This is a genomic window from Methylobacterium oryzihabitans, assembly GCF_004004555.2.
GTDB lineage: Bacteria > Pseudomonadota > Alphaproteobacteria > Rhizobiales > Beijerinckiaceae > Methylobacterium > Methylobacterium oryzihabitans.
The window spans coordinates 109,078-135,413 of record NZ_SACP01000010.1; the positions used below are offsets into that span (position 1 = coordinate 109,078).

Annotated in this window: 25 protein-coding genes; 13 read left to right on the forward strand and 12 right to left on the reverse strand. The window is 73.0% G+C overall.

Going from position 1 to position 26,336, the window contains the following annotated elements; genetic code table 11:
- Nucleotides 1-412 precede the first annotated feature (412 nt).
- Entirely contained in the window at nucleotides 413-1,462 is a 1,050-nt protein-coding gene (selD, locus tag EOE48_RS12010; protein ID WP_210249566.1) for a selenide, water dikinase SelD, read from the reverse strand.
- Between the two features lie 155 nt (nucleotides 1,463-1,617).
- Between selD and EOE48_RS12015 the strand changes: the two genes are divergently transcribed.
- On the forward strand, nucleotides 1,618-3,624 hold the full coding sequence (locus EOE48_RS12015; RefSeq protein WP_127729251.1) for a copper amine oxidase: 2,007 nt from the start codon (nucleotides 1,618-1,620) through the stop codon (nucleotides 3,622-3,624).
- Entirely contained in the window at nucleotides 3,621-3,893 is a 273-nt protein-coding gene (locus EOE48_RS12020; RefSeq protein WP_127729253.1) for a hypothetical protein, read from the forward strand. Before EOE48_RS12015 ends, EOE48_RS12020 begins: the two co-directional genes overlap by 4 nt.
- A 412-nt stretch (nucleotides 3,894-4,305) precedes the next feature.
- On the opposite strand, the gene EOE48_RS12025 is transcribed toward EOE48_RS12020, so the two are convergent.
- Entirely contained in the window at nucleotides 4,306-5,721 is a 1,416-nt protein-coding gene (locus EOE48_RS12025) for an FAD-binding oxidoreductase (protein ID WP_127729255.1), read from the reverse strand.
- A gap of 283 nt (nucleotides 5,722-6,004) precedes the next feature.
- Between EOE48_RS12025 and EOE48_RS12030 the strand changes: the two genes are divergently transcribed.
- Entirely contained in the window at nucleotides 6,005-6,565 is a 561-nt protein-coding gene (locus tag EOE48_RS12030) for a thioesterase family protein (RefSeq protein WP_127729257.1), read from the forward strand.
- Nucleotides 6,566-6,771: 206 nt separating this feature from the next.
- Here EOE48_RS12030 and atzF read toward each other — a convergent pair whose 3' ends face one another.
- From atzF to EOE48_RS12050, 4 genes are all read right to left on the reverse strand, one after another.
- Nucleotides 6,772-8,568 carry an allophanate hydrolase gene (gene atzF, locus EOE48_RS12035; RefSeq protein WP_127729259.1) on the reverse strand — a complete coding sequence of 599 codons (1,797 nt, stop codon included), beginning with the start codon at nucleotides 8,566-8,568 and terminating at the stop codon, nucleotides 6,772-6,774.
- A 141-nt stretch (nucleotides 8,569-8,709) separates the two neighbouring features.
- The gene (locus EOE48_RS12040; RefSeq protein ID WP_127729261.1) at nucleotides 8,710-9,120 is read right to left on the reverse strand and encodes a hypothetical protein; all 411 of its coding nucleotides are present in this window, start codon (nucleotides 9,118-9,120) and stop codon (nucleotides 8,710-8,712) included.
- A gap of 936 nt (nucleotides 9,121-10,056) precedes the next feature.
- Nucleotides 10,057-11,061 (reverse strand): YeiH family protein, encoded by a 1,005-nt coding sequence (locus tag EOE48_RS12045; protein ID WP_127729263.1) that lies wholly within the window; start codon nucleotides 11,059-11,061, stop codon nucleotides 10,057-10,059.
- A gap of 99 nt (nucleotides 11,062-11,160) precedes the next feature.
- Nucleotides 11,161-11,412, reverse strand: coding sequence for a hypothetical protein (locus EOE48_RS12050; protein WP_246154195.1), 252 nt, complete (start codon nucleotides 11,410-11,412; stop codon nucleotides 11,161-11,163).
- Nucleotides 11,413-11,636: 224 nt separating this feature from the next.
- Here EOE48_RS12050 and EOE48_RS12055 point away from each other — a divergent pair, with 224 nt between their 5' ends.
- Nucleotides 11,637-13,808 (forward strand): protein-disulfide reductase DsbD family protein, encoded by a 2,172-nt coding sequence (locus EOE48_RS12055; RefSeq protein ID WP_187371395.1) that lies wholly within the window; start codon nucleotides 11,637-11,639, stop codon nucleotides 13,806-13,808.
- Nucleotides 13,809-13,815: 7 nt separating this feature from the next.
- Nucleotides 13,816-15,042 (forward strand): MFS transporter, encoded by a 1,227-nt coding sequence (locus tag EOE48_RS12060; protein ID WP_127729265.1) that lies wholly within the window; start codon nucleotides 13,816-13,818, stop codon nucleotides 15,040-15,042.
- Between the two features lie 316 nt (nucleotides 15,043-15,358).
- On the opposite strand, the gene EOE48_RS12065 is transcribed toward EOE48_RS12060, so the two are convergent.
- Nucleotides 15,359-15,748: a GFA family protein gene (locus tag EOE48_RS12065; RefSeq protein ID WP_127729267.1), complete on the reverse strand. Its 390-nt coding sequence runs from the start codon at nucleotides 15,746-15,748 to the stop codon at nucleotides 15,359-15,361.
- Between the two features lie 75 nt (nucleotides 15,749-15,823).
- Complete coding sequence (locus EOE48_RS12070; protein ID WP_127729269.1) at nucleotides 15,824-17,206, reverse strand: TAXI family TRAP transporter solute-binding subunit; 1,383 nt, start codon at nucleotides 17,204-17,206, stop codon at nucleotides 15,824-15,826.
- Nucleotides 17,207-17,326: 120 nt separating this feature from the next.
- On the opposite strand from EOE48_RS12070, the gene EOE48_RS12075 reads away from it, so the two are divergent.
- Nucleotides 17,327-17,845: a regulatory protein RecX gene (locus tag EOE48_RS12075; protein WP_425463654.1), complete on the forward strand. Its 519-nt coding sequence runs from the start codon at nucleotides 17,327-17,329 to the stop codon at nucleotides 17,843-17,845.
- 70 nt (nucleotides 17,846-17,915) lie between these two features.
- Nucleotides 17,916-18,344 (forward strand): OsmC family protein, encoded by a 429-nt coding sequence (locus tag EOE48_RS12080; protein ID WP_127729271.1) that lies wholly within the window; start codon nucleotides 17,916-17,918, stop codon nucleotides 18,342-18,344.
- Nucleotides 18,345-18,467: 123 nt separating this feature from the next.
- On the opposite strand, the gene EOE48_RS12085 is transcribed toward EOE48_RS12080, so the two are convergent.
- The 3 genes from EOE48_RS12085 to EOE48_RS12095 all read right to left on the reverse strand — a co-directional run bounded on the left by EOE48_RS12085 (nucleotide 18,468) and on the right by EOE48_RS12095 (nucleotide 21,307).
- Entirely contained in the window at nucleotides 18,468-19,298 is an 831-nt protein-coding gene (locus EOE48_RS12085) for an isocitrate lyase/PEP mutase family protein (RefSeq protein WP_127729273.1), read from the reverse strand.
- A gap of 22 nt (nucleotides 19,299-19,320) precedes the next feature.
- Nucleotides 19,321-20,298 carry a glutathione S-transferase family protein gene (locus tag EOE48_RS12090; RefSeq protein ID WP_127729275.1) on the reverse strand — a complete coding sequence of 326 codons (978 nt, stop codon included), beginning with the start codon at nucleotides 20,296-20,298 and terminating at the stop codon, nucleotides 19,321-19,323.
- An 85-nt stretch (nucleotides 20,299-20,383) separates the two neighbouring features.
- On the reverse strand, nucleotides 20,384-21,307 hold the full coding sequence (locus tag EOE48_RS12095; protein ID WP_127729277.1) for an alginate O-acetyltransferase AlgX-related protein: 924 nt from the start codon (nucleotides 21,305-21,307) through the stop codon (nucleotides 20,384-20,386).
- Nucleotides 21,308-21,409: 102 nt separating this feature from the next.
- On the opposite strand from EOE48_RS12095, the gene EOE48_RS12100 reads away from it, so the two are divergent.
- Nucleotides 21,410-21,928, forward strand: coding sequence for a 2'-5' RNA ligase family protein (locus EOE48_RS12100; protein ID WP_127729279.1), 519 nt, complete (start codon nucleotides 21,410-21,412; stop codon nucleotides 21,926-21,928).
- Nucleotides 21,925-22,668 carry a phosphatase PAP2 family protein gene (locus EOE48_RS12105; protein WP_127729281.1) on the forward strand — a complete coding sequence of 248 codons (744 nt, stop codon included), beginning with the start codon at nucleotides 21,925-21,927 and terminating at the stop codon, nucleotides 22,666-22,668. The genes EOE48_RS12100 and EOE48_RS12105 overlap by 4 nt, the downstream gene beginning before the upstream one ends.
- Nucleotides 22,669-22,868: 200 nt before the next feature.
- Here EOE48_RS12105 and EOE48_RS12110 read toward each other — a convergent pair whose 3' ends face one another.
- Nucleotides 22,869-23,213, reverse strand: coding sequence for a TfoX/Sxy family protein (locus EOE48_RS12110; RefSeq protein WP_127729283.1), 345 nt, complete (start codon nucleotides 23,211-23,213; stop codon nucleotides 22,869-22,871).
- A gap of 142 nt (nucleotides 23,214-23,355) precedes the next feature.
- On the opposite strand from EOE48_RS12110, the gene EOE48_RS12115 reads away from it, so the two are divergent.
- From EOE48_RS12115 to EOE48_RS12130, 4 genes are all read left to right on the forward strand, one after another.
- On the forward strand, nucleotides 23,356-24,129 hold the full coding sequence (locus EOE48_RS12115; RefSeq protein WP_127729285.1) for an enoyl-CoA hydratase: 774 nt from the start codon (nucleotides 23,356-23,358) through the stop codon (nucleotides 24,127-24,129).
- The gene (locus EOE48_RS12120; protein ID WP_127729287.1) at nucleotides 24,129-25,085 is read left to right on the forward strand and encodes a threo-3-hydroxy-L-aspartate ammonia-lyase; all 957 of its coding nucleotides are present in this window, start codon (nucleotides 24,129-24,131) and stop codon (nucleotides 25,083-25,085) included. Before EOE48_RS12115 ends, EOE48_RS12120 begins: the two co-directional genes overlap by 1 nt.
- Nucleotides 25,082-25,600: a prolyl-tRNA synthetase associated domain-containing protein gene (locus tag EOE48_RS12125; protein ID WP_127729289.1), complete on the forward strand. Its 519-nt coding sequence runs from the start codon at nucleotides 25,082-25,084 to the stop codon at nucleotides 25,598-25,600. The genes EOE48_RS12120 and EOE48_RS12125 overlap by 4 nt, the downstream gene beginning before the upstream one ends.
- Before the next feature lie 124 nt (nucleotides 25,601-25,724).
- Nucleotides 25,725-26,321 carry a periplasmic heavy metal sensor gene (locus tag EOE48_RS12130; protein WP_246154222.1) on the forward strand — a complete coding sequence of 199 codons (597 nt, stop codon included), beginning with the start codon at nucleotides 25,725-25,727 and terminating at the stop codon, nucleotides 26,319-26,321.
- The last annotated feature ends 15 nt before the right edge of the window (nucleotides 26,322-26,336 follow it).

The window sequence follows — 26,336 nt, forward strand, 5'->3', positions numbered from 1 at the left end:
GCCGTAGGCGGCCGGGACCGTCCCCGCCCGGACGGCGAAGAGGCGCGAGACATAGGCCGAATACGCCTCCGCCCGGCGCGGCCCCCTCGCCATCGCGCTGATGTCGCCCGGCTACCCGATCGGCGGGGCGTTCTCGTCCCGCCTCGTCGCAACGTTCGGCTGGCCGTGGGCCTCCGCGGTCGGCGGCCCCGTCGTCCTGGCGCTGGTGCCGGCGGTGCCCGCCTTCACGTTTCGCGAAATCTGCGAAGGGGAGGATGCGCCGTCGCCGCAGCACCCCATGCGGGCGACGTCGGCCTGGAACGATACGATTGTCGGACGACCAGTTCCGAAAATCGTCTCACCAGCCCGTGCGGCACTTGAGCAAAGCTGGTTTCCGCATCGCGAAGCGATCAATCGGAAACCGGATGACCGCTCAGCCGTCCGCCTCCACCCGCACCCGCGGCGCTCCGGCCTCGACCCGGCCGATGATCGCCGCCTCGGGATAGCCGGCCTCCCGGATCCGGGCGAGGATCGCCCCGGCCCGGTCGGCGGTGCAGGAGACCAGCAGGCCGCCGGAGGTCTGCGGGTCGGTGAGCAGGTGGCGCTGCCACTCGGCGAGCCCGGCCGGCAGGTCGGCCTCCTCGCCGTAGGATTCCCAGTTGCGGTGCGAGGCCCCGGTGACGAAGCCGTCGCGCACCAGCGCGGCGGCGGCGGGCAGGAACGGCACCGCGCCGAAATCGACGGCGAGGCCGCAGCCCGAGCCGCGGGCGACCTCTAACCCGTGGCCGAGGAGCCCGAACCCGGTCACGTCGGTCATCGCGTGCACGTCCGGGTCGGCGGCGAGGTCGTGGCCGATCCGGTTGAGACGGGTCGTGGTCGCCAGCATCGCGGCGTAGCCCTCCGCCGGCAGGGCCTCGCGGCGGAACGCCGCCGAGTAGACGCCGACCCCGAGGGGCTTGGTCAGGATCAGCGCGTCGCCGGCCCGGGCGTCGCCGTTGCGGCGCACCCGCTCGCGCGGGCAGGTGCCGATCACCGCGAGTCCGTAGATCGGCTCGGGGGTGTCGATCGAGTGGCCGCCGGCGACCGGGATCCCGGCGCCGGCGCAGGCCGCCGCCCCGCCCTCCAGGATCCGCGCGACCACCGCCGGCTCGATCTTGCCGAGCGGCATCCCGAGGATCGCCAGCGCCAGGATCGGCGCGCCGCCCATGGCGTAGACGTCCGAGATCGCGTTGGTCGCGGCGATGCGGCCGAAATCGTGCGGGTCGTCGACGATCGGGGTGAAGAAGTCGGTGGTGGCGACGAGGCAGGTCCGCCCGTCGAGGTCCCACACCGCGGCGTCGTCGGCGCCTTCGTTGCCGACGAGCAGGCGCTCGAACGGCCCGGCCGCCGGCTGGCGGCCGAGGAGGTCGCGCAGCACCGAGGGCGCGAGCTTGCAGCCGCAGCCGCCGCCATGGGCGAGACTCGTCAGGCGGACCGGATTCATGGGCAGGGACTCCCGGACGGGGGCCGGGCGGTCGCCGCGGCCCGAGCCGGCAAAGTGGCGTCGCACCGGCGAGCCGGCAACCGGGCACCGGACTTGCTCCGCGGCCGATCCGGCCGCAGCATCGCCGCCTCGTGCGGTCGGGGGAGGATGACGCGATGCCCGGTTCGTTCCTGCGGCGACTGCTCGTCGGCCTGTGCGGCCTCGCGGCGCCGCTCCCGGCCCTGGCCGAGGAGCGCGTGCCGCCGCCGGCTGCCGCGACCCACCCGATGGACGCCCTGACCGCCGACGAGATCCGCGCCGCCGCGGCGATCCTGCGCCGGGACGGCCGGCTCGACGGCGGCGCCCGGATCGTCTCGCTGACCCTGGACGAGCCGGCCAAGGCGGCGGTGCGCGCCTGGACGCCCGGCGCGCCGATCGCCCGCCGCGCCGTCGGGGTGGTGCTGACCGGGGCGGGCCTGGGCGAGGCCCGCATCGACCTCGCGGCCGCCCGCGTCGCCGAGTGGAAGCCGGTCGGGAACCGGCAATCGTCGCTGCTGGTCGAGGAGATGCTCGGCGCGAGCGAGTTGCCGAAGCGGGACCCGCGCTGGCAGGACGCGATGCGCCGGCGGGGCATCACCGACTTCGCCAACGTGTTCTGCCTGCCGCTCGCGGTCGGGCCGGAGGCCGACCCGGCGATGGCCGGCCGGCGGCTGCTCAACGTGCCCTGCGTCGACACGACCGGCGCGGTCAACAACCTGTGGGGCCGGCCGATCGAGGGCGTGATGGCGACCGTCGACATGGCGGCCGGCACCGTGCTGTCGGTCACCGATCTCGGCGTCGTGCCGCCGCCGCCGGAGACGCCGAGCCACGCCTACGCCGAGTCGAGCCGCTACCGGCCGGCGCCGAAGCCGGTCGGGATCAGCGCGCCGCAGGGCGGCAACATCCGCGTCTCCGGCGGGCAGGTGGCGTGGGACAACTGGTCGTTCCATGTCCGGCTGGAGCCGCGCCTCGGCACGATGCTGTCGCTGATCCGCTACGACGACCACGGCACGGCGCGGGACGTCGCCTACCAGCTCTCGGCGAGCGAGATGTTCGTGCCCTACATGGACCCGGCGCCGACCTGGTCGTTCCGGGCCTACATGGATGTCGGCGAGTACGGCTTCGGGGCGCTGGCGACCCAGCTCCGCCCCGGCCACGACTGCCCCGACAGCGCGACCTACCTCGACCTCGTGATCGCCGACGCCAAGGGCGAGCCGGTGGGCCAGCGCGGCGTCGTCTGCCTGTTCGAGCGGCCGACCGGCGACCCGGTCTGGCGCCACGACGAGTTGGTCAACGGCTCGGTCGAGACCCGGCCCAACACCGAGCTGGTGGTGCGGATGGCACCGGTCGTCGGCAATTACGACTACCTCGTCGACACCATGTTCGACCGCGCCGGCAGCATCGACGTGCGGCTCGGCGCCTACGGCATCGATGCCACCAAGGGCGTCGTCGCGGCCTCGCTGTCGGACGCCTCCGCCGCCGCCGACACCGCGACCGGAACCCTGGTGGCGCCGCGGCTGCTGGCGGTGAACCACGACCACTACATGGCCTTCCGCCTCGACCTCGACGTGGACGGCCCCGACAACCGCTTCGTCGCCGACCGTTACGCGGTGCGGCGCCTGCCCGAGGGCGGCACTCGCCGCAGCCTGTGGGCGGTGCGCAGCGAGGCGATGGAGACCGAGGGCCCGGTGACGCTGCCGCTCGGGGCGGCGCAGTTCCGGGTCGAGAGCGCGACCCGCCGCAACCGCCTCGGCGCGCCGACGAGCTACCAGATCCTGCCCGGCCACACCGCGACCTCGCTGCTGGCCAAGGACGACCCGATCCAGCGCCGCGCCGGCTTCACCGACTACACGATGTGGACGAGCGCCTACGCGGCGGACGAGAAATACGCCTCGGGCGACTACCCGAACCAGAACCCGGAGGTCGACGGTCTGCCGCGCTGGACCGCCGCGAAGCGCCCGATCCGCGATCGCGATCTCGTGCTGTGGTACACGGTCGGGTTCCGGCACGTCCCGCGCTCGGAGGACTGGCCGGCGATGCCGGGGCTGTGGCACGGCTTCCGCTTGCGCCCGTTCAACTTCTTCGACCGCAACCCGGCCCTCGACGTGCCCCCGGCCGCCGATCCCCGGCGGGCGGAGCGATGAGCCTTCGGGCGGGGCTGGTCGTCCTGGCCGTGCTGGCGTCCGCTCCGGCGGCGGGGGACGACGCGGCGATCCTCTACCTCGACGCCGCCGGCTGGCGGGCGGCGTCGCCCGAGCGCAGGCTCGCCCTGGCCTCGGCCTTCATGCGGATCTTCTGCACCGACCTGCGCATGCCGGCTTCGGCCCTGGCGGACTGCCTCGACCGGGACGGTGGGAGCGGCCCGGTGCTGGACCGGGCGCTCGCGTGCAACGCGGCGCTGTCGCGGCCGTGACGGGGGTGGTTTTGTTTGCTGATTCCCAGAACCGAATTCTGAAGGATGCCGAGCGCCGGGGCCGAGGCTAACCAGATTTCGCAAAAGCGGCCGCTGATTTTGCGACAAATATCTGCGACAAAACAACAACCTAAGCGGACGAAGCGTTGGCCTGTCAAGGCAAGTCTGCTTAGGCGTCTCGGCTCGTGCGCATTCTCCTCGCCCCGCTTGCGGGGAGAGGGCTGTGTCCCCCCTTGTCGGGGACACAGCGAGGCGGCAGCCGAAGGTGAGGGGGCGAGGCTGGAGTAGTCTCGTCCGGAGAAACCCCCTCACCCTCGCCCTTCGGGCTCCCTTCGCCCCGACCAGGGGGGCGAAGGCCTCTCCCCGCCCGCGGGGAGAGGAGAGACCCACACCTCCTGTGCTTCTTAGAAGGTCACACCGCCACGACCTTGCCGGGGTTCATGATCCCGTCCGGGTCGATCGACCGCTTGAGGGTGCGCATCAGGTCGAGGGCCTCGGGGCCGTGCTCGATCTCCATGAAGCGCATCTTCTTCTGGCCGATGCCGTGCTCCCCGGTGCAGGTGCCCTCCATGGCGATCGCCCGCTGCACCAGCCGCTCGATGAAGCCGGTGACCCGGGCGATCTCGTCGGCGTCGTCCATCATCACCAGCGGCGAGGTGTGGAAGTTGCCGTCGCCGACATGGCCGGCGATCGGGGCCAGGATGCCGCTGTCGAGGATGTCGCGCTTGGTCTCGTCGACGCATTCGGCGAGGCGCGAGATCGGCACGCAGACGTCGGTGGCGATGACCTTGGCGCCCGGCCGCAGGGCGGTGGCGGCCCAGTACACGTCGTGCCGGGCCTGCCACAGGCGGGTGCGCTCCTCGGCCCTGGTCGCCCACTCGAACGGGCCGCCGCCGTACTCGGCCGCGATCTCGCCGAAGCGCTCGGCCTGCTCGCGCACGCTGGCGTCGGTGCCGTGGAACTCGAGCAGCAGCAGCGGGCTCTCGGGCAGGCCGAGCTTGGAATAGGCGTTGCAGGCCGCGACCTGGACCTCGTCGAGGAGCTCGATCCGCGCCACCGGCAGGCCGGACTGGATCGTCACGATCACCGCGTCGCAGGCCGCCTTGATGGTCGGGAACGGGCAGATGCCGGCCGAGATCGCCTCCGGGATGCCCGACAGGCGAAGCGTCAGCTCGGTGATGATGCCCAGCGTCCCCTCCGACCCGACCATCAGGCGGGTCAGGTCGTAGCCGGCCGACGACTTGCGCGCCCGCGAGCCGGTGCGGACGACGTCGCCATTCGGCAGCACGGCGGTCAGCGCCAGAACGTTGTCCTTCATCGTGCCGTAGCGGACCGCGTTGGTGCCCGAGGCGCGGGTCGCCGCCATGCCGCCGAGGGAGGCGTCGGCGCCCGGATCGATCGGGAAGAACAGGCCCTGGTCGCGCAGGTGCTCGTTGAGCGCCTTGCGGGTGATGCCCGGCTGGACGACGCAGTCGAGATCCTCGGCATGGACGGCGAGCACCCGGTTCATGCTCATCAGGTCGATCGACACGCCGCCATAGGGCGCGTTGACGTGGCCTTCGAGGGAGGTGCCGGTGCCGAACGCCACCACCGGCATCCGGTGGGCGGCGCAGAGACGGACGATCTCCTGCACCTCCTCGGTGCTGTGGGCGTAGACCACCACGTCCGGAGGCTGGTTGGGCACCCAGGTCAGGGTGCTGGCGTGCTGCTCGCGCACCGCCTGCCCGGTGACGGCGCGGTCGCCGAACCGCTCGGTCAGGGCGCGGGTGACGGTCGCGACGGTTTCGGGGTCGGGGCGCGGGCGGGGCGTGGGGATGGGGGCGTTCATGATGGCTCTCGTGACCTCCCGGGCCGGGGCACGCCCGTGCCCCGGGGCTGTTTTGCCGGGGAATCTACCAGAGGCGGCCGCCGCGGCATATCGGGGAGAGGCGAGGCCGCACACCCGCCCGCGCGCCGGGGCAGGGCTGCGGCGGACACAACCTGCGATCGCGGCCGCGCCTTGCCATCGCCTTGCCTCAAGGTCGAGGATGATCGGGGGGTGCACGACGTGCTGCGTCGTGCTACCCGAGGGTCCCGCCCGATCCAGGCCGCGTCCACCCGGGAGCCGCGTCATGGTCGAAGAGCACTCCGCCTCGATCTTCTTCTTCGCGCCGTTCGTCTCGTCCACCCAGGCGATTGATCCCGGGTGGATCGACTATAACGGCCACCTCAACATGGCGTATTACCACGTCCTGTTCGACCGGGCCGTGGACGAAGCCTTCGGCATCGTCGGTCTCGGGCCGGATTACAGCGCCAGCCGCAACGCCACCTTCTTCGCCGCGGAGACCCATGTCCGCTACCGGCGCGAGCTGACGCTGGAGGACCGGGTCCGGGTCACGGTCCAGCTCATCGACTTCGACGACAAGCGGTTGCACTTCTACTCCGAGATCCGCCACGCCTTCGAGGGCTGGGTCGCGGCGACCTCGGAGAACCTGTCGCTGCACATCGACGGCGCGACCCGGCGGGTGGCGCCGTTCCCGGACGACATCCTGGCCAACCTCACGGTGATGCGGACCTCGCATGCCCGCCTGCCGCGCCCCGAGGATCTCGGCCGCGTCATCGGCATCCCGGGCCGCGGCGCCCGGAACGAGGAACCGATGATCGCGGCCGCCGGGATGCGCGTGCGCCACTGATACGATTGTCGGACGATCAGTTCCGAAAATCGTACCGCCAGCCCGCGCAGCAATTGCCATGATCCCGCAGGGATCGCCGAGCGATCCGGCAGGATCGCCGAGCGATCCATCGAAAATCGTCTGGCCGGGGTCGGCCCGCGGGGACAGGGACCCGCCGGCCGGTCGACGCGAAGCGCGCCGCATCCCGGCAGGATGTCCGAGAGCCGTTACCCCCGTCGCGCCGCCAGGAAGGCCCGCCAGCCGCCATGGGCCGTCGCTTCCTCGGCTCCCGCCACCGCATGGGCCTCGCACAGGAAGCCCGGCAGCACGCGGCCGTCGTCGAGGGCGATGCGGCCGATCCCGAGCGGCGCCGGGATCGCCGCGACGAAGCGGCCGAACGCGGCCGGGTCGAGGCTCCAGACCTCGACCGCGAGGCCCGGGCCGGCGAAGCCGGGCTCGCGCACCAGCCCGGGCTTCGGCGGCACCGTGCCGGGCAGGGCGTAGAGCCGGTAATCGGCGGCGGTGCGGGCCGCGCCGACGAGGCGCCCGCCGAGGCCGGTCAATTCATGGTTGAGCGGCAGCCCCGAGAGATGCGCACCGACCGCCACGAGTTCGAGCCGGTCCTCCGCCGCCGCCTGGACCCGGCTCGCCTCGGGCAGCGGGGCGGCACGGTCGCGGCCGAGGCCCGGGGCCGCCGCCCGGTGCAGGGCGTCGGCGAGCGGCGCCAGCGCCTCGTCCTGGAACGCCCGGGCGACCAGGGTGACGCCGGCCGGCAATCCGTCGGGCCGGAAGCCCGCCGGTACCGCGATCGCCGCGCAGTCGAGCAGATTGGCGAAGTTGGTGTAGCGGCCGAGCCGGCTGTTGAGCCGGATCGGGTCGGCCTGCATCGCCGCGACGGTGTAGGTCGTCGGCGCGGTCGGCAGCAGCAGGATGTCGGCCTCGGCCCAGGTCGCCTCGGTGCGCCGGCGCAGGGCCGCGAGGGCGTACTGGCCGCGGAAGGCGTCGACGGCCGAGTAGTCGCGTGCCGATTCGGCGATGGCCCGCACCGCCGGATCGACGGAATCGGGGTGGCGGCCGAGAAAATCCTCGATCGCGGCGAGACGCTCGGCGACCCAGGGGCCGTCGTAGAGCATTTCGGCCGCCTCCCGGAACGGGGCGTAGTCGAACGGCACCAGGGTGCAGCCGAGGGCGGCGAGGCGCGACGCGGCGGCATCGTAGAGCGCCGCGGTGCCGTCGTCGCCGAAGAACTCGCGCTCGGCTCCCGCCAGGATCCCGACCCGCGGGGCGGCCGGGAGCGGCTGCGGCGCGGCGCGGCGGGAATAGGGATCGGCGGGGTCGAAGCCCTCCGCGACCCGCCGGATCGCGGAGGCGTCACCCACCGTCAGGGCGAAGACTGAGATGCAGTCGAGGCTGCGGCAGGCCGGCACCAGCCCGGACGTGCTGAGCAGGCCCGGGGTCGGCTTGACGCCGACGAGGTTGTTGAACGCCGCCGGCACCCGTCCCGAGCCGGCGGTGTCGGTGCCGAGCGCGAAGGCCGCGAGGCCCGCCGCCACCGCGACCGCCGAGCCGGAGCTGGACCCGCCCGAGATGTGGTCCGGATCGAACACGCTGCGCGGCGCGCCGTAGGGCGAGCGGGTGCCGTTGAGCCCGGTGGCGAACTGGTCGAGGTTGGTCTTGCCGGTGACGAGGGCGCCGGCGGCGCGCAGGCGCGCCACCACCGCGGCATCGGCCGCGGGCGTGGTGGCGAAGTCCGGGCAGGCTGCGGTGGTCGGCAGCCCGGCGACGTCGATGTTGTCCTTGACGGCGAACGGGACGCCCCAGAGCGGCAGCGAGTTCGGCTCCGGCGCTCGCGCCATCAGCGCCGCCGCCTCGCGCCGCATGGCATCGGGCGCAACCGGCGTGATGAACGCCGCCGGGTCCGCCGCCGCCATCCGGTCGGCCAGGATCGCGACCACGTCCAGCGGCGTGGCGCCGCCGGCATAGAGCGCCCGCAGGCTCGTCAGATCGAACACCTCTGGCAGCATCGTTCCTTCCGCCTCCGCGCCCGACAGGGAAGCCACGGGTTCGGCCGTCCGCGCAAGGCTTCGCCGCGGGTGTGGCGCCAGAACGATCAGGATGCCGGCTCGATGCTCAGGCGGTGCCCGGTCAGCGGGCGGACCGATCGGTCAGCCGAGGATGAACAGCGTGAATCCTTCGGAGGGCAGGCGCCCCTCCGATGCGCCCGACATGTAGAAGTGCGTCGCCGCATCGGGCAGCGCACCGGCCTCGATGCCGGCTCTCACGTCCGGGTTGTGATCGAGGTAATAGGCCTCGTCCACCGGGATGGCGTAGGGGAGCCTGCCTTCGAGATAGCCGAAGCGCACGAAATGGTCGCGCGCCGACTTGAACTCGCCGCGGGCGATCGCGGTCCTGACATCCTGATAGCGATCGAGATACCACTCGTCGTCGACGTTCACCGCGGTGAGGGCTTTCTTCAGGATCGAGACGAGCAGGTCCTTGTCGATGAGGATGTTGTGCTTGCCGTCCGAGGTTCTCACGACATGGCGTTCATCGAGCCGCAGGTGTGATGCCAGCATGAGGGTCCCTTGGATCGCATGGAAACGCGAGACCCTCGACACGCTACTCCCGAGACCGATGCGCATTGAGTTCGCAGCGTCGGAGGCACGACCGATAACCCCGAGCTTCGACTTCTACGACGCGAGGATCAGGGGATCATGGTGCGAGATGGTCCGACGATATGAGGTGCACGCAGCTCCGTAGAGCTACGAACCCTGACCACCCATATAACTACGTCAACCGTCGAGCCACGGTGAGTTGACAGTCGTTTGGGAAATCTCTTTTCTGCCTGGATGGGCGATCGTCTGCTGATCGAGCCGGCTGTCGGCGTGTCGTATCCGACGAGTTGCGATCGATCGCTCGGCGATCCCCTCAGGACCGCTTTCGCGATGCGAAACTCGGCTTCGCTCAAGCGCCGCGCGTGCCTCGAGACGGGCTTCGGAAGGAATCGTCCGGAATCCGTGTCCGGTGCTCGCCGGCATGGCCGTCCCTCGCGGATGGAACGGGGTCGCGGCTCATTCTGCGCCCGTCGCAACCATCGAAGACGATCTTCGTCCTGGCGCTGGTCTCTCTCCCGAGTGGAAGAGGGGACAGGCGATCGACGATCGCGCGTGAGGGCGGCTCGGCTTCAGGACGAGACGCTGATCCCAACGGCCCAAGATGCCAACGCATCGGTTCGTCCTCGGGCAGGCCCGAGATCGACGGGGCCGTCAACCCATCCCGAGATTCCGGAACCAAGCCATAGGCTTGGCGGAAGTTGGAGAGCAGAACCAGAGGTCATTGTCGATGACCGTTGGTAGAACGGTTAAGCTGCGCGGCTCGACCGCTGTCACCTGATCCGGCACCGTCTCCACCCTCGCGCGGTCCTCGATCGCGCCTGCTCCTTCCCGGCCGGGAGAGGGGATCCCGCACTCGGCGTTCTGCTGCGAAAGCCATTGCCTGCAGATAGTTTCCGTCTAGACGACGGCGAGAACCAGCGCGACCGCGATGGCGAGCAGCACCGCCAGGGAGGCGATCACCGCGAGGGTGACCCGGCCACCGACCCGGGCGACCACCCGCACGTCGACGCCGAGGCCGAGCGCGGCCATCGACACCACCGTCAGCAGGCTGGCGGTGCGCGTCAGCGGCTTGACCGCGATGTCGGGGACGAGGCCGAGGGAGCGGGCGGCGGCGAGGGCGAGGAAGCCGATGATGAACCACGGCACCAGCCGCGAGAAGCCGGGCCGGGCCGTCGCGGCCGCTCCGTCCTGCCGCAGGCGCGGCGCCAGCAGCGACAGGATCAGGATCACCGGCCCGAGCAGCAGCACCCGCACCAACTTGACCACGGTGCCGATCTGGGTGCTGACGAGGCTGACCGGCACGGTGGCGGCGAGCACCTGCGGCACCGCGTAGACGGTCAGGCCGGCCAGCACGCCGTATTGCGCCGGCGTGAAGGCGAGCAGCGGAATCAGCAGCGGCAGGCCGAGGACCATCAGCACGCCGAGGATCGCCGTGAAGGCGATCGAGGACGCGATCTCGTCGCCCTTGGCGCCGATCACCGGCGCGACCGCGGCGATCGCCGAGTTGCCGCAGATGGCGTTGCCGCAGGCGATCAGCACCGAGATCCGCGCCGGCAGGCCGAGGAGACGACCGAGCGCGTAGCTCGCGCCGAGCGCCAGCGCGACCGTGACCACGATTCCGGTGAGCAGGGCCGGCCCGGAGCCGAGGATCGCCCCGAGGCTGATCGAGGCGCCGAGCAGCACCACCGCGACTTCGAGCAGTTGCTTGGCGCTGAAGGCGATGCCGGCCCGCCAGGCCGGGCCCGGATCCCAGGACGAGCGGACCGCGATGCCGATCAGGATCGCGATGACCAGCGCCTCGACATAGGGATGGTCGAAGACGTGCTCCTCCGCCGCCTGGACGGCGCTGGCCGCCGCGGCGATGCCCGCGCACAGGACGACACCCGGTACGAGCCTGACCATGCCCGATTGATCCGCCACGCCCGGCTCCCTCGCTCCGTCGGGAGCGGTGTACAGGAGGACGGACGCGGGGTCATGGCCCCGCTTGCGGGGGGAGCGGTGCTACCGGACGACGAACTGGTTCGACGAGGCGACCTGCTCGGGCGCGTCGGTGCCGAAGGCAGTGCCGCGGTCGAAATAGGCCCCGCGGGCGATCAGCAGGCCGGCCGCGACGACCCAGAACAGGGCGGCGCCGGCGGCGTAGCGGCGGCGCAGGCTCCGGGCTCCGGCCGGCGAGCGCGGCTCGGCCGGGCGGCCGTCGCGGGCCCGCGGGTCGAGACGCTCGCCGAAGGGGTCGAAGACGTCGTCAAGCATCGAAAATCACCGCCGGGCCGAGGATCCGCCTTGGACGCTGTATGTAGGTGCCGGGCCTAAGTGGTGGCAATGGATGGGAGTTTTCGATTTTTCGGCGATTCGGAGAAGCTCTTTGCTGTCGCGCGGCCCGTTTGGAGAACGTCCTTCCCGAGGGCCATCGTCGGCCTCCGGCGCGACAGCGGGCGCCTCGCGTGCCGGCCCGAGTCCCGCTAAGGGAAGCCATGATGCTCTCGCTGCGCCGTCTGCGGGCTCTCGCCCTGATCGCCTGGTCGCTGCTCCCGGCGGCGGCCGGCTCCGCCCTCGCGCAGGCGCCGCGAGCCGGCCCGCGTCCGGCCGATCTCGTGCGGGTCGATCTCCTCGCCGAGCCGGGCGCGGTCGAGCCGGGCCAGCCATTCACGGTCGGCGTTCGCCTGACGATGAAGCCGAACTGGCACGTCTACTGGCGCAACCCGGGTGATTCCGGCCTGCCGCCGGAGGTCGCCTGGACCTTGCCGGCCGGCTTCTCCGCCGGTCCGATCGCGTGGCCGGCGCCGGAGCGCATCCCGGTCGCCGACCTGATGAACTACGGCTACGAGGGCGAGACGGTTCTCACCGTCCTGCTGACCCCGCCCGAGGTGCTGCCGCCGGGGCCGGTCGCGCTGCGGGCGAAGGTGTCCTACCTCGTCTGCGAGCGCGAATGCGTGCCCGGCGAGGCGACGGTGTCGGCGAGCCTGCCGGTCGCGCTGCCGGGGACCAGCGTCCGGCCCGACCCGCGCACCCGCGAGGTCTTCGCCGCCGCCCGGGCCGAGCTGCCCCGGCCGGCGCCCTGGCCCTGGCACGGCGCCCGCGAGGGCGACGCGCTGGTGCTCACCGTCACGGCACCCGATCTCGCCGGCGATGCGATCCGCGACGTGGCGCTGTTTCCCTACGGCGAGTCCACGCTCGAGAATGCCGCCCCGCAGGTGGCGTCCGTCGACGCGGCCGGCCTGCGCCTGCGCCTCAAGCCGGCCTCGGGGGAGGGGCCCGCGCCCCTCGACGGCGTGCTGACGTTCCGCACCGGTGCGGGCGAGCGGCGCGCCTACGCCCTCGGGGAGCCGCCGGCCGCGACCGTCCCGGGCGCCTCGACGGCCGCCGGGAGCCCGTCACCGCCGCCCGCCCCGGCCGACGCGCCGGAGGGCCTGTGGGGGGCGGTGCTGCTGGCGCTGCTCGGCGGGCTCGTCCTCAACCTGATGCCCTGCGTCTTCCCGGTCCTGTCGATCAAGGTGCTCAGCCTCGTGCGCCATTCGGGCGAGGGCCCAGCGCGGATCCGGCTGCACGGCCTCGCCTACACGGCGGGCGTGCTCGCGGCGTTCCTGGCGCTGGCCGGCGCGCTGATCGCCCTGCGGGCGGGCGGCGCGGGGATCGGCTGGGGGTTCCAGCTCCAGTCGCCGCTCGTCGTCGCGGGTCTCGCCTACGGGCTGTTCGCGATGGCGCTCGGCCTGTCGGGGGCGTTCCAGTTCGGCGCCGGCTTCGCCGGGATGGGCGACGGGCTGGCGCGCCGCTCCGGCCTCGAAGGGTCGTTCTTCACCGGGCTGCTCGCGACCGTCGTCGCGACGCCCTGCACCGCGCCGTTCATGGGCGCGGCGGTCGGCTTCGCCCTGACCCGGGACGCCGCGACCTGCCTCGCGGTCTTCGCCGCCCTGGGCTTGGGCCTCGCCCTGCCGTTCGCGCTCCTCACCGCGTGGCCCGCGGCCCTGCGCCGGCTGCCGCGGCCGGGGCGGTGGATGGAGACCCTGAAGCAGGCCCTGGCCTTCCCGCTCTACGCCACGGTGGCGTGGCTCACCTGGGTGCTGAGCCAGCAGGTCGGGTCCGGCGGGCTGTTCGCGGCGCTGCTCGGCTTCGTCCTCGTCGGCGTCTGCGCCTTCGCCCTGGACCAGGGTCGGGCGGCCGGCCCTCTCGGCCGCCGCCTCGCCGTCGCGGCGGCGGTCGCGGCGGTGGCGCTCCTCGGCGGCCTCGTCTCGGTGCTCGACCGGGACCGCGCCGCGCCGGCCGTGGCGGTGGCGGGAGGCGCCGAGCCGTTCACCCGGGCCCGCCTCGACGCCCTGCGCGCGGAGGGCCGGCCGGTCCTCGTCGACATGACGGCGGCGTGGTGCATCACCTGCCAGGTCAACGAGCGGCTGGCGCTGCGCAGCGAGGCGGTGCGCGAGGCCATGGCCGCCCGCGGCGTCGTGCTGCTGCGCGGCGACTGGACCAACCAGAACCCGGAGATCACCCGGGTGCTGGAGGCGCATGGGCGTTCCGGCGTGCCGCTCTACCTGCTCTACGACGGGCGCGGCGGCGTGACCGTGCTGCCGCAGATTCTCACCGCCGGCCTCGTGCGCGACGCCATCGAGGCCCTGCCCGCAGCCGGCGGCGCCCGCGCCGCCCTCCAGCCCTGACGAACCGATGCACGCCCCCGCCGCGTCCGGCCGGACGCTGTTCCACAACCCCGACATCCGCCGCTTCGGCGCCGCCCGCTTCCTCACCGGGCTCGCCTACCAGATGCAGGCGGTGGCGCTCGGCTGGTTCGTCTACGACCTCACCCGCAGCGCCCTGGCGCTCGGCCTCGTCGGCCTCGCGAGCTTCGCCCCGGCGATGCTCGGCGCCCTCGTCACCGGCCACGTCGCCGATGCCTACGACCGGCGCCGGGTCGCGGCCCTCGCCTACGGCCTGCTCACCGTGGCGGCTCTGGGCCTCACCGCGCTGGCGCTCGCGCATCTGGCGCCGGTCTGGCCGGTCTACGCGCTGACGATCCTCGTCGGCACGGCGCGGGCCTTCGCCAATCCGGCGACCCAGGCGCTGTTGCCGACGCTGGTGCCGCGCGAGCAGTTCGGCACCGCGATCGCCTGGAACTCGTCGCTGTGGCAGAGCGCGGCGGTGTCGGGGCCGGCCGTCGGCGGCCTGCTCTACGCCCTCGGCCCGGCGGTGGTGTTCGGCACCGCCGCCGCCTGCTTCGGCCTCGCGGCCGTCGCCATCGCGGGCATCCGGCCGCCGCCGCCGGCCGCGTCGGGACGCCCGCCAGTCACCTGGGCGACCCTGCTCGCCGGCCTGACCTACATCAGGAGCCAGCCGGTGGTGCTCGGCGCGATCACCCTCGACCTCGTCGCGGTGCTGCTCGGCGGCGCCACCGCCCTGCTGCCGATCTTCGCCCAGGAGGTGCTGCATGTCGGCCCGCTCGGCCTCGGGCTGCTGCGCAGCATGCCGGCCCTCGGCGCGGTCGCGACGGCTGTGTTCCTCGCCTATCGCCCGCTCACCCACCGGGCCGGGCCGCGGCTGCTGATCGCGGTGGCGGTGTTCGGCGCCGCGACGGTCGGGTTCGGTCTCTCGACGGCGCTGCCGCTGTCGATGGCCTGCCTGTTCGTCACCGGCGCCGCCGACATGGTGAGCGTCTACATCCGCCAGAGCCTCGTCCAGGGCGAGACCCCGGACGCCATGCGCGGCCGGGTCGCGGCGGTCAACACGGTGTTCATCGGCGCGTCGAACGAACTCGGCGAGTTCGAGTCCGGGACCCTCGCGGCCCTGATCGGCGCCGCCCCGGCGGTGGTCGTCGGCGGCGTCGCCACCCTCGTGGTGGCGGGGCTGTGGGGCAGGCTGTTTCCCGCCCTGCGGGCGCGGGACCGGCTGATCGCGTGAGGCTCGCCATTGCGCCGAGGCGGGATCGGCCTTACCTTGGGCGTGGACCCGCGGACTGGCATTCCGCGGATCCTCTTTTCTGGATGGTTACCAGATTGCGAGCGTGATGGTCACTGACCATCCGCTCGCGTTCCTGGCGACGGTGACCGTCAGGATCGGGAACCCGATCACATCTCTCACCCCCTTCCCCTTTTGGGCCTGCTCGAAGGCGGCAGCCGGCGAACGCTGCCGCGGGTCCCCATGCCCAGGGACTGTCGCGGAGAGGAAGGTCCATCCAGCGCGGGGATCCTGGCGAAAGTCTTTTACTGACGCAAGGTCATTGCCGTGCAGTCGTCTCCGCTCCGTCGTCAAAGTCGTCCCATTCCGCCTTCGACGCCACGAACAGGTGCCGGCCGACCCGGGACGGGATCGGCTCGTCGAACGATCCGGCCGGAATCCACATCGCGTCGCCGGTTCGCATGAGGTTCGGCACCGTGCTGCCGCAGACGGTGCAGAAGTCGTTGCGGTAGCCGGTCTCGCGCACGAACGAGCGGATCAGCGCCTCGCCGCGCAGCCATCGGAACTGACGAAGGGGCACCACCAGCGCGGTGTGGTGGGACGAGCCGGTCACCTTCCGGCACAGCGAGCAATGGCATTGATAGAGGTCGGGAAGCGGCTCCTCGACGCCGAACCCGACCTTGCCGCAGAGGCAGGACCCGCTGGCCATGGCTGAACTCTCCCGAAAACCGCGTGCGGAGCTACGCCGACCCGTCGACGCGGCGCAACCCTCGGCGGGACGGGCTCAGGCCCCGGCGCGATGCAGGCCCAGCACCCGGGCGGCGCGCTCCCGCGGCGGGGCGTCTCGACGGCCATCGGCGACCGCCGCGCGGGCGGCGTCGACGGCGAGGATCAGGGCGCTGATCGTGCCGACATCGGTGGCGTGGTCGCGGGCGTGGCGCACCCCATCGACCACGAGGCCGTCGATCTCGACCGCCAGGGCGGCCAGCACCGCGTCGTCGGTCGTGGCCCGGGCCTCGGCGAGGATCGCGAGCAGCCGGTCGAGCACCGCATCGACGCGGGCGCGCTTCTCGCGGGCGAGGCGCTGGCCGATCCAGGCACCGGCCGAGCCGAGTCCGCCGCCGAGGAAGGCGAACAGGTAGACCCAGTCCTCGTAGCGCTGGAGCAGGGTCTGCTGCTCGCGCTCGAAATAGTCGACCGCGCCGGGATGGATCGGCAGCCGGGCGCTCGTCGCCGCCGCGGTGCTGTCGAAGGCGGGCGCCTTCATCAGGTTGGCGCTCGGCGTCGTCGCGGCGAGGCGCGAGCGCAGCTCGAACAGGTGCTGGGTCACCAGGGCGGCGTCGTCGCGGTCGAGGCCGGCCCGGGCCATCAGCCGGTAGGAGGCGCCGACGGTGCGGACATCCTCAGCCGGGCGGGCCGGACGGCCGCCGAAAGTGCCGGGTGCGATCGTCACCGGCTGCAACGCGGGCAGGCGCTGCACGATCGCCTCGCCGTCCGGCACCGCCAGCAGCGTCGCCTCGCGCCCGGCCGAGGCCGCTTCCACCGCCCGCACGAGGTGGGCGGCCTGGGCCGAGGACGGCGCGGCGACGATCGCCGCCGCATCGATCCGCCCGGAGGCCAGGGCCGCCGCGACCTCGTCGAGGCGAAGCGGCACGACGGCGACCGCGCCGGGCGTGCCGGCCTGCCCCGCGGGGGCCGCGGCGAGATCGTAGAAGCCGAGCAGCCCGGCCAGGAAGGCGTGGTCGGCGCCGTGGCGGGCGACGAGCCCGAGGCGCCGGCCGCCGAGATCGGGCAGGCTGCGCAGGTCGCTGCCGCCCGGTGCGGCGATCACCAGGGCCTCCTCGCTCAGCACCGCGAGGGTCAGGCCGTTCTCGGGCAGGCGCACGTCCGGCCGCACCACCGCGAGGTCGGCCCGGCCGGACTGGAGGGCCGCGGCGCTCTCGCGCACGTCGTCGCCATGGACAACCCGCAGGCGTATATCCTCGTGGTTGCGGGCCAGGGCGGCGGCGTAGGCGTCGAGAAGATGCGCCTCGACGCCGTCGCGCGGCCCGACCGCCACCGTCAGCACCGGCGGGCGGGAGAGCCAGACTCCCAGGCCGGCCAGGGCCGCGACGACGAGGCCGGCGATCACCCAGGAGGATAGCCGTCTGTGCAGTGGCGCCGTCATCGATCCCCGTCCGAGGCCGGCCGGTCGCGCGGGCCGGAACCGCCCAAGGATGAAGCGGGCGCGGATGGCGGTTTGAGGGCGAGGCGTCCGGGGAGGACGGCGGAGGACGGCGCGCGGCCGGTGCGCCCGATCACCCAGGCCGGCCTCGAACGCTCGGCGCTGCACTACCTCGAACGCTACGCCGCCTCGGCCGAGATGCTGCGCCGGGTCCTGCTGCGCCGGGTCGAGACGCGCTGCCGCGCCGGGGCCGGCGAGCCGGAGGCGTTCCGCGCCATGGTCGAGGCGGTGGTGGAGCGCGCCTGCCGCGCCGGCCTCGTCGACGACGCGACCTTCGCCCAGGCCAAGGTCCGCTCCCTGCGCCGCCGGGGCGGCTCGGCCCGGGCCATCGCCGCCAAGCTTGCCGCCAAGGGAGTCGATCGCGACACCGTCGGCGAGGCGCTGGCGGCGGAGACCGGCGAGGACGACGAGGAGAATGCCGCCCGCACCCTCGCCCGCCGCAAGCGGCTCGGGCCGTGGCGCCGGGGGACGGCGACGCCGGAGGGCCGCGCCCGCGAACTCGCCGCGATGGCCCGGGCCGGCTTCGGCTTCGACCTCGCCCGCCGGGTGATCGACGGGCCCGGCGACGAGGAGACGGGTTGACGTCGGGGATCGCCCCCTAGGTTCCGGAGCGGCGGGGCCGCGTGGCAGCCCGCCGGCAGGAGATTCCAGCATGAACCGCAAGGCGAGCGCCGTCTGGCAGGGCAGCGGCAAGGACGGCAAGGGCCGGCTCACGACGCAGTCCGGCGTCCTGTCCGAGAATCCCTACGGCTTCAACACCCGCTTCGAGAACGAGCCGGGCACCAATCCCGAGGAGCTGATCGCCGCGGCCCATGCCGGCTGCTTCACCATGGCGCTGGCGTTCCAGCTCCAGGGCGCCGGCTTCACCGCCAACGAGATGCGCACCGAGGCGGTCGTCACCCTGGAAAAGGACGGCGATGGCTTCACCATCACCCGATCGGCCCTGACCCTCACCGCCGACATCCCGGGCATCGACAAGGCGAAGTTCGACGAGCTCGCCGGCGTGGCCGAGAAGAACTGCCCGGTCTCGAAGGTGCTCAACGCCAAGATCAGCCTCGACGCGACCCTCAAGGGCGCGTAGGCGGGGGCGCTCCGGGTCCTCCGAGCCCGGCGGCCGAGGATCCGGTTGCAGTGATGGTCCGGCGCGAGGATCGCGCCGGCTCCTGACTTGGACATCCCCGTTTCGGAACGGCGCCGGCCCCGCTCAGCGCGGCTCCCGCCGCATGAAGGCGCGCAACTCGGCCCCGGACGCCGCCTCGGCGGCGTAGGTGAAGCTGCCATGGTCCTTCACCTCGCGGGCGGCGCGCAGGAACCCGCCGAGGGCGGCGCGGGCGAAGGAGCCGCCGACGCTGATCCGCTTGACCCCGGCCTGCGCGAGGTCGTCGACCGTGAACGCCGCGCCGGCAAGACCCATGACGACGTTCACCGGGCGCGAGACCGCGGCGCAGACGGCGCGGATCGCCGCCAGATCCGGCAGGCCCGGCGCGTAGAGCACGTCGGCGCCGGCGGCCTCGAAGGCCTGGAGCCGGCGGATCGTGTCGTCGAGGTCGGGCCGGCCGTTGAGAAAGTTCTCGGCCCGCGCGGTGAGCAGGAAGGGGTGGCGCCGCGCCGCCTCCGCCGCGGCGGCGACCCGCTCGACCGCAAGGGAGAGGTCGAAGATCGGCGAAGCGGGGTCGCCGGTGGCGTCCTCGATCGACCCGCCGACGAGGCCGGCCGCGGCGGCCAGCGCGATCGTCTCGGCGCAGGTCTCCGGGTCGCGCCCGAACCCGTCCTCGAGGTCGGCCGAGACCGGCAGGTCGGTGGCCTCGACGATCGCCCGGGCGTTCGCGATCACGCCCTCGCGGGTGAGGGACGCGGCGGAATCGAGCGTGCCGAGCGAGAAGGCGTAGCCGGCGCTCGTGGTCGCCAGGGCCTCGAAGCCGAGGCCGGCGAGGATCCGGGCCGAGCCGGCATCCCAGGGATTGGGGATCACGAAGGCGCCGGGGCGCCGGTGCAGAGCCGCGAAGACCCGGTGCTTGTCCGACTGGCTCGACATCGTGGCGCTCCCCGTCTGGCGCTCAGCCGCCGAATCGCTCCGCCCGCCCGTGCGGCGCATCATAGTCCAGCGCCGGACCCAAGGGTACGATGCCGGTCGGATTGATGGTCGGGTGGCTCTCGTAGTAGTGCCGCTTGATGTGGGTCAGGTCCACGGTCTGGGCGATGCCGGGAGTCTGGTACAGGTCGCGCAGGTAGGGCGCGAGGTTCGGGTAGTCGGCGATCCGCTGGCGGTTGCACTTGAAATGCCCGACATAGACTGGGTCGAACCGTACCAGCGTGGTGAACAGGCGGATGTCGGCCTCGGTCAGGCGGTCGCCGAACAGGTAGCGGCCGGCATCGAGGCGGGCGTCGAGGGCGTCGAGTTCCTCGAACAGGGCCGTGCACGCCTCCTCGTAGGCCGCCTGGGCGGTGGCGAAGCCGGCCTTGTAGACGCCGTTGTTGACCCGGTCGTAGACCCGGGCGTTCAGCGCGTCGATCCCGTCGCGCAGGTCGTCCGGGTAAAGGTCCGGCCCGGTGTCGGGGAAGGCGGCGTTGAGCATCCGGACGATCTCGGCCGATTCGTTCGACACGATCGTGCCGCGGACCTTGTCCCACAGCACCGGCACGGTCACCCGGCCGGTATAATGCGGGTCGGCCGCGAGATAGACCTCGTAGAGGCGGCGCGCGCCGTGGATGGGATCCGGCGTCGCGCCCGGGCTGTCGCCGAACACCCAGCCCTCTTCGCCCATGTGGGGATCGACCACCGAGACGGAGATCGCCTCGTCCAGCCCCTTGAGGGCGCGCACGATCAGGGTGCGGTGGGCCCACGGGCAGGCGAGGGAGACGTAGAGGTGGTAGCGCCCGGCCTCGGCCGGGAAGCCGCCCTCGCCGCTCGGCCCCGGGCTGCCGTCCCGGGTGATCCAGTTGCGGTAGGCGGAGTCCTTGCGCACGAAGCGCCCGCCCGTCTGCTTGGTGTCGTACCAGGTGTCCTGCCAGACGCCGTCCACCAGCAAGCCCATCTGTCGGTCTCCGGTTGCCGCGGATTTGTTCCCTGGCGATCCGCTCTCGCGGGAAGGTGGGGCGCAAAGGCGGCCGCGGGAAGGTTCACGCGGGAAGGGCCTGTGCCCTCCCGGCCGCCTCGACGTTGAACCCGTCCGCCGGCACCCGCCGCAGGAACCGCTCGGCGATCTCGACCAGCAGCAGGTGCGGGCGCACCCGGGCGACGTAGGCCCAGTCGAGGCTCGCCGACCAGACGAAATGCACCTCGCGAAAGCTCTCCGCGAGGAGCCCGGTGAGGAACAGGGGTGCGAAATGCGAGCAGGAATCGCCGAACAGCATCAGGGTGCGCGGGTCGGCGGCCGGGCCGTCGTTGCGGAACACGACATGGGCGCCGGAATGCAGGTCGGCGGCGCGGCCCTCGCGCTCGTGGCGCTCGACCAGGGGGTTGGCGTAGATCCGCACCGCGTCGCGCTGGATCGTCGCCACCCGCATGGTCTCGCGCGGGGGCGGGTCGAGCTTGGCGCCGAGGTCGTAGACGTCCTCGTGGTCGTGCTCGGGCCGGGCGAACAGGTCGGCGGGCGGCACGGCGCCCAGCGCCCGCATCACCTCGCCATAGCCGAGCCGGCAGCCCTCGGGGCTCCAGTGGGTGTCGGTGCGCAGGTAGAGCGGAGGGCCGGCGTTGCGGGCGGCCCGCAGCGGCCCGATGAGGTCGATCCACGCCCCGGCGGCGCGCGAGCGCGCCATGCGGGCGCCGAGGCGGCGGGCCGGCGACAGCGCCGGGTCGAGGGTCAGGCCGTCGAGGCGGTCGTCGTAGACGCTGAGCTTCTCCGGTACCACGACGTGATGGCAGCGAAGGCCGAGCGCCGCCGCCCGGGCGGTGCGGCGCTCGATCAGCCGGCGCCAGCGCCACAGCCGCCACGCCCCGGCAAGGTCGGCGCGGTACTGCTCGCGCACCCGGTTGCTGCCCCCGACCAGGAACAGCCACCCATCCCGTCCGACATGGACGGCCTCGTCCGCCTCGCTGCTCATGCGGCCGTGTAGACGGCGGGGACCCGGCTGAACAGTGCCGGGCGCGCCCCTGGTGGTGCGCCCCTGGCGAAGCGGGGCGGCTGCGCCATCTTGGCCGGGACGATGCCGAACGATCCCCTGATCCTCACCCTCGGGATGGACGAGGCCGCCTTCGCGAGCTTCGACCGCCAGCGCCGGGCGTATTTTCCGCCCAAGCTGAACCACATCCCGGCGCACGCGACGCTGTTCCACCACCTGCCGGGCGAGGAGGAGGCGGGCATTGCCCAAACGCTGATCGCGCTGGTGCGGACCGAGCCGCCGCCGGAGATCGCGGTCACCGGCCTGCGCTTCACCGGGCGCGGCGTCGCCTACGTGCTGGAGTCCGGCCCGCTCGCCGCCCTGCGCGGCCGCCTCGCGAAGGAGTTCGCCCCGTGGCTGACGCCGCAGGACCGGCAGGGCTTCCGCCCGCACGTCACGGTGCAGAACAAGGTCGCGCCGGAGACCGCGCGGGCGCTGCACGCCGAGTTGCAGGCCGGCTTCGTGCCGTTCCGCTTCGCCGCGACCGGGCTGCTGCTGTGGCGCTACCTCGGAGGGCCGTGGGAGCCGCGCGGCCGGTTTGCCTTCGCGGGAGCGACGCCGTGAGCCTCGTCGACCGCCTGCCGATCCGCCACGCCACCGCCCTGTGGCTGCGGCTGCGGCTCAACGAGATCGGCCCGCTCGCCTCGCTGCTGGCGGTGAGCCTGTTCGGCTTCGGCTTCGTCAAGCTCGCCGGCGGGGTGAAGGACGGCGACACCACGGCGCTGGACGAGCGCATCCTGCTGGCGCTGCGCCATCCGGACGACCTCGCCCGGCCGATCGGCCCGTCCTGGCTGCCCGAGACGATGCGCGACATCACCGCCTTCGGCAGCGTGTTCGGCATCGTCTACGTGACGGCCGGGGTCGTGCTCTACCTCGCGGTCACCGCCCGCTGGCGGGCGGCGCTGTTCGTGGTCGCGGCGATCGGCGGCGGCGAGATCCTGTCGACGGTGCTCAAGCTGTTCTTCCGGCGCCCGCGGCCGGACCTCGTGCCGCACGGCATGGAGACCTTCACGGCGAGCTTCCCGAGCGGCCACGCGATGCTGTCGGCGATCGCCTACCTGACCCTCGCGATCCTGCTCGCCCGGGTCGAGCGCGGGCGGCGGGTCAAGGCGTTCGTGATGACGCTCGGCGTGGTGACGACGCTGCTGGTCGGCGTGAGCCGGCTCTATCTCGGCGTGCACTGGCCGAGCGACGTGCTCGCCGGCTGGTGCATCGGCGCCGCCTGGGCGTCGCTGTGCTGGTTCGTGGCGCTCCAGCTCCAGCGCCGGGACGTAGTCGAGGCGCCGGATCCGCCGCCGCGATGAGACCGCGGGCTCGCGCGCAGAAAAAAGGCCGCCCTCGCGGGCGGCCCGAAGTCTAGGGAGGAAACGCCCAAGGAGGGCGACACGGCCGCGACGCCATCGCGTCCGTGCGTGAAAACGTTTTCTCATGGTGCGCCGCACAACGCAACTGCGCTGATGACGGGGCCGGATTGTTTCCCAAGCATGGCTGTCCCGGCGGCCGCTCAGGGCGCGGGCGCACGCCGCCGGCGCGGCCTCTTGGGCTTTGGCGGCGGCAGGGCGGCGGCGGTCGCCCGGAACAGCGCCGCGAGGGCGTCGCCGTCGTCCCACAGGTCGCCCTCGACCAGCAGCCACGGCTTGGCGCCCGGGAACGGATGCGCCTCCACTACGGAGGTCAGCTTTTCCCGCCCGGCGTGCGTCGGCTTGAGGTAGAGCCGGTCGTCGCAGACCAGCGCGACGGTGCGGCCTTCGCAATAGACCGCGTACTCGCCGAACATCCGGCGGGCGCTCGGGGCCGCGGCGGCGGCCTGTTCGAGGATGAAGTCCACGGTGCTCTGCTGCGAGGCCATCAGGGGCGGTGTCCGGAGTCGGGGCAGCCGGAGCCTAGCGGCCGCCGGCCGGCCGGTGAAGCGTAACGGCCTGTCGGGACGCCCCTTGCCGCCGCGCCCCGGCTCTTCTAGCCAGGACCGACCCACCGGGAGGAGCACGGACGTGGCCTACGAGAACATCCTGGTCGAGACGCGGGGTCGGGTGGCGCTGGTCACCCTCAACCGCCCGGCCCAGCTCAACGCCCTCTGCAACGCGCTGATCGCCGAGCTGAACCACGCCCTCGACGGGTTCGAGGCCGATCCCGGCATCGGCTGCATCGTGCTCACCGGCTCCGAGAAGGCGTTCGCCGCCGGCGCCGACATCAAGGAGATGCAGGACCGCACCCATCCGGAATTCTACATGGCCGATCCGTTCGGCGAGTGGGACCGGGTCGGGCGCCGGCGCAAGCCGATCATCGCCGCGGTGGCGGGCTTCGCCCTCGGCGGCGGCTGCGAACTCGCGATGATGTGCGACTTCATCCTGGCCGCCGACACCGCGAAGTTCGGCCAGCCGGAGATCAAGCTCGGGGTGATTCCCGGTGCCGGCGGCACCCAGCGCCTGACCCGGGCGGTCGGCAAGGCCAAGGCGATGGAGCTGTGCCTCACCGGCCGGATGATGGACGCGGCCGAGGCCGAGCGCGCCGGCCTCGTCGCCCGCATCGTCCCGGCGGCCGACCTGCTGGACGAGGCGCTGAAGACCGCCGGCATCATCGCCGGGATGTCGCTGCCGGTGGCGGTGGTGGCCAAGGAGGCGGTCGAGCGCGCCTTCGAGACCACCCTGCAGGAGGGCATCCGCTTCGAGCGCCGGGTGTTCTACGGGCTGTTCGCGACCCACGACCAGAAGGAGGGCATGGGCGCCTTCGTCGAGAAGCGCAAGCCGAGCTTCGAGCACCGCTGATGAGCGTCACCTTCGCCGACGTGCGGGCGGCCGCGGAGCGGATCGCCGGCATCGCCCACCGCACCCCGGTCCTGACCTCGCGCACCGCCGACGCGCGCACCGGGGCGTCGCTGTTCTTCAAGGCCGAGCCGCTCCAGCGGGCCGGCGCCTTCAAGTTCCGGGGCGCCTGCAACGCCATCGCGGCCCTGCCGGAGGCGGCGCGCAGCCGCGGCGTCATCGCGTTCTCGTCGGGCAACCACGCCCAGGCCATCGCCTATGCGGGCGCGCTCCAGCGCGTGCCGACCGTGATCGTGATGCCGCACGACGCCCCCGCCATCAAGGTCGCGGCGACCCGCGGCTACGGCGCCGAGGTGGTGGTCTACGACCGCTACACGGAGGACCGCGAGGCGCTCGCCCGCACGCTCGCCGAGGAGCGCGGGCTGACGCTGATCCCGCCCTACGACCACCCGGACGTGATCGCCGGCCAGGGCACCGCGGCGCTGGAACTGATCGAGGAGACCGGCCCCCTCGACATGCTGCTCGTCTGCCTCGGCGGCGGCGGGCTCTTGTCGGGCTGCGCCCTCGCCGCGCGGGCGCTGGCGCCGGACATCGCGATCTACGGCGTCGAGCCGGAGGCCGGCAACGACGGCCAGCAATCCCTGGCCAAGGGCGAAGTGGTGCGCATCCCGGTCCCGGCCTCGATCGCCGACGGGGCGCTGACCACCCATCTCGGCCGGCACACCTTCCCGATCATCCGGCGCGAGGTCGCGGGCATCGTCACGGTCTCGGACGCGCAGCTCGTCGCGGCGATGCGGTTCTTCGTCGAGCGGATGAAGCTCGTGGTCGAGCCGACCGGCTGCCTCGCCGCGGCCGCCGCCTTCGAGGGCGCGGTGCCGGTCGCCGGCAAGAGGGTCGGGATCATCCTGTCGGGCGGCAACGTCGACCCGGCGGCGCTCGGCCGCCATCTCGCCGCATGAGCGGGCCCGCGACGCCGGACGCGCTGTTCGCGCGCCTGGCCGATCTCGGCATCCCGGTCGTCACCCACGCCCACCGGGCGGTCCACACGGTCGCGGAATCCCGCGACCTCAAGGCCGGGCTGCCGGGCCTGCACACCAAGAACCTCTTCCTGAAGGACAAGCAGGGCCGGCTGTTCCTGGTGACCGCCGAGGCCGAGGCGCGGATCGACCTCAAGCGCCTGCACCAGACCCTCGGGGCGAGCGGCCGGCTGTCGTTCGGCTCGCCCGAGCTGCTGCTCGCGGTGCTCGGGGTGCGGCCGGGTTCGGTGACGCCGCTCGGGGCGATCAACGACCGCGAGGGCCGGGTGAGCGTGATCCTCGACGCGCGGCTGGCGGAGGGGGACCCGGTCAACGTGCATCCGCTGCACAACGAGGCGACGACGGCCCTGTCCTTCGCCGACCTTGTGCGGTTCCTGGAGGCGACCGGGCATCCGCCGCGGGTGCTGGCGCTGCCGGAGCCGGCGGAGGAGGGGTGATCCGCCCCTTCACAAAACTTTACACACCGCCGCGAGAGGCGAAACCTGCCGCGCGCACTCTCCCCTTCGACGACGCGACGCGCATCGGCCCCGATGCCCGGCGCAGCGACAGGGAGATACCACGATGACCGACGCACCGATGATCCAACCGCCCCGCCGCCGCTCCACCCTGCGCCGGGTGCTGCTCGCGGCCGGCCTGCTGGTCGGCGGCGGGGCCGGGGTCGCCTATGCCATGGCCGGCCCGTTCGGGGGCGGCTTCGGCCCGGGCGGATTCGGCCACCGCGACCCGGCCCAGCGGCTGGAGCGGATGCAGGCGATGGCCCGCCGCGCCCTCGACGGGGTCGGGGCGACCTCGGACCAGGAGAACAAGGTCCACGACATCATCGCGTCCGCCTTCACGGCGATGCAGAAGGAGGCGAAGTCCGACGACGACACCCGGCGCCGCCTCGCCGACCTGTTGAAGGCGCCGAGCGTCGACCGCGCGGCGATCGAGGCCCTGCGCGGCGAGACGATGCGCAGCCTCGACGCCCGCTCCAAGATCGTCGCCGGCGCGCTGGCCGACGCCGCCGGGCAGCTCAGCGCCGAGCAGCGCACCCAGCTCGCCGACCGCATGGCGGCGATGATGGAGCGCCGCCGCGGCTTCGGCGGCTGGCACCGCCGCGACGACGGGCCCGGCCGCCCCGACCGCGGACCGGGCGAGGGCGGCCCGCGTCCCAACTGATCCTTGTGACGAGGT

Excerpts from the sequence above, each read along its gene's own strand:
- selD (WP_210249566.1), bottom strand. The coding sequence starts at position 1,462 with ATGAATCCGGTCCGCCTGACGAGTCTCGCCCATGGCGGCGGCTGCGGC.
- EOE48_RS12015 (WP_127729251.1), top strand. The coding sequence starts at position 1,618 with ATGCCCGGTTCGTTCCTGCGGCGACTGCTCGTCGGCCTGTGCGGCCTC.
- EOE48_RS12020 (WP_127729253.1), top strand. The coding sequence starts at position 3,621 with ATGAGCCTTCGGGCGGGGCTGGTCGTCCTGGCCGTGCTGGCGTCCGCT.
- EOE48_RS12025 (WP_127729255.1), bottom strand. The coding sequence starts at position 5,721 with ATGAACGCCCCCATCCCCACGCCCCGCCCGCGCCCCGACCCCGAAACC.
- EOE48_RS12030 (WP_127729257.1), top strand. The coding sequence starts at position 6,005 with ATGGTCGAAGAGCACTCCGCCTCGATCTTCTTCTTCGCGCCGTTCGTC.
- atzF (WP_127729259.1), bottom strand. The coding sequence starts at position 8,568 with ATGCTGCCAGAGGTGTTCGATCTGACGAGCCTGCGGGCGCTCTATGCC.
- EOE48_RS12040 (WP_127729261.1), bottom strand. The coding sequence starts at position 9,120 with ATGCTGGCATCACACCTGCGGCTCGATGAACGCCATGTCGTGAGAACC.
- EOE48_RS12045 (WP_127729263.1), bottom strand. The coding sequence starts at position 11,061 with ATGGTCAGGCTCGTACCGGGTGTCGTCCTGTGCGCGGGCATCGCCGCG.
- EOE48_RS12050 (WP_246154195.1), bottom strand. The coding sequence starts at position 11,412 with ATGCTTGACGACGTCTTCGACCCCTTCGGCGAGCGTCTCGACCCGCGG.
- EOE48_RS12055 (WP_187371395.1), top strand. The coding sequence starts at position 11,637 with ATGCTCTCGCTGCGCCGTCTGCGGGCTCTCGCCCTGATCGCCTGGTCG.
- EOE48_RS12060 (WP_127729265.1), top strand. The coding sequence starts at position 13,816 with ATGCACGCCCCCGCCGCGTCCGGCCGGACGCTGTTCCACAACCCCGAC.
- EOE48_RS12065 (WP_127729267.1), bottom strand. The coding sequence starts at position 15,748 with ATGGCCAGCGGGTCCTGCCTCTGCGGCAAGGTCGGGTTCGGCGTCGAG.
- EOE48_RS12070 (WP_127729269.1), bottom strand. The coding sequence starts at position 17,206 with ATGACGGCGCCACTGCACAGACGGCTATCCTCCTGGGTGATCGCCGGC.
- EOE48_RS12080 (WP_127729271.1), top strand. The coding sequence starts at position 17,916 with ATGAACCGCAAGGCGAGCGCCGTCTGGCAGGGCAGCGGCAAGGACGGC.
- EOE48_RS12085 (WP_127729273.1), bottom strand. The coding sequence starts at position 19,298 with ATGTCGAGCCAGTCGGACAAGCACCGGGTCTTCGCGGCTCTGCACCGG.
- EOE48_RS12090 (WP_127729275.1), bottom strand. The coding sequence starts at position 20,298 with ATGGGCTTGCTGGTGGACGGCGTCTGGCAGGACACCTGGTACGACACC.
- EOE48_RS12095 (WP_127729277.1), bottom strand. The coding sequence starts at position 21,307 with ATGAGCAGCGAGGCGGACGAGGCCGTCCATGTCGGACGGGATGGGTGG.
- EOE48_RS12100 (WP_127729279.1), top strand. The coding sequence starts at position 21,410 with ATGCCGAACGATCCCCTGATCCTCACCCTCGGGATGGACGAGGCCGCC.
- EOE48_RS12110 (WP_127729283.1), bottom strand. The coding sequence starts at position 23,213 with ATGGCCTCGCAGCAGAGCACCGTGGACTTCATCCTCGAACAGGCCGCC.
- EOE48_RS12120 (WP_127729287.1), top strand. The coding sequence starts at position 24,129 with ATGAGCGTCACCTTCGCCGACGTGCGGGCGGCCGCGGAGCGGATCGCC.
- EOE48_RS12125 (WP_127729289.1), top strand. The coding sequence starts at position 25,082 with ATGAGCGGGCCCGCGACGCCGGACGCGCTGTTCGCGCGCCTGGCCGAT.
- EOE48_RS12130 (WP_246154222.1), top strand. The coding sequence starts at position 25,725 with ATGACCGACGCACCGATGATCCAACCGCCCCGCCGCCGCTCCACCCTG.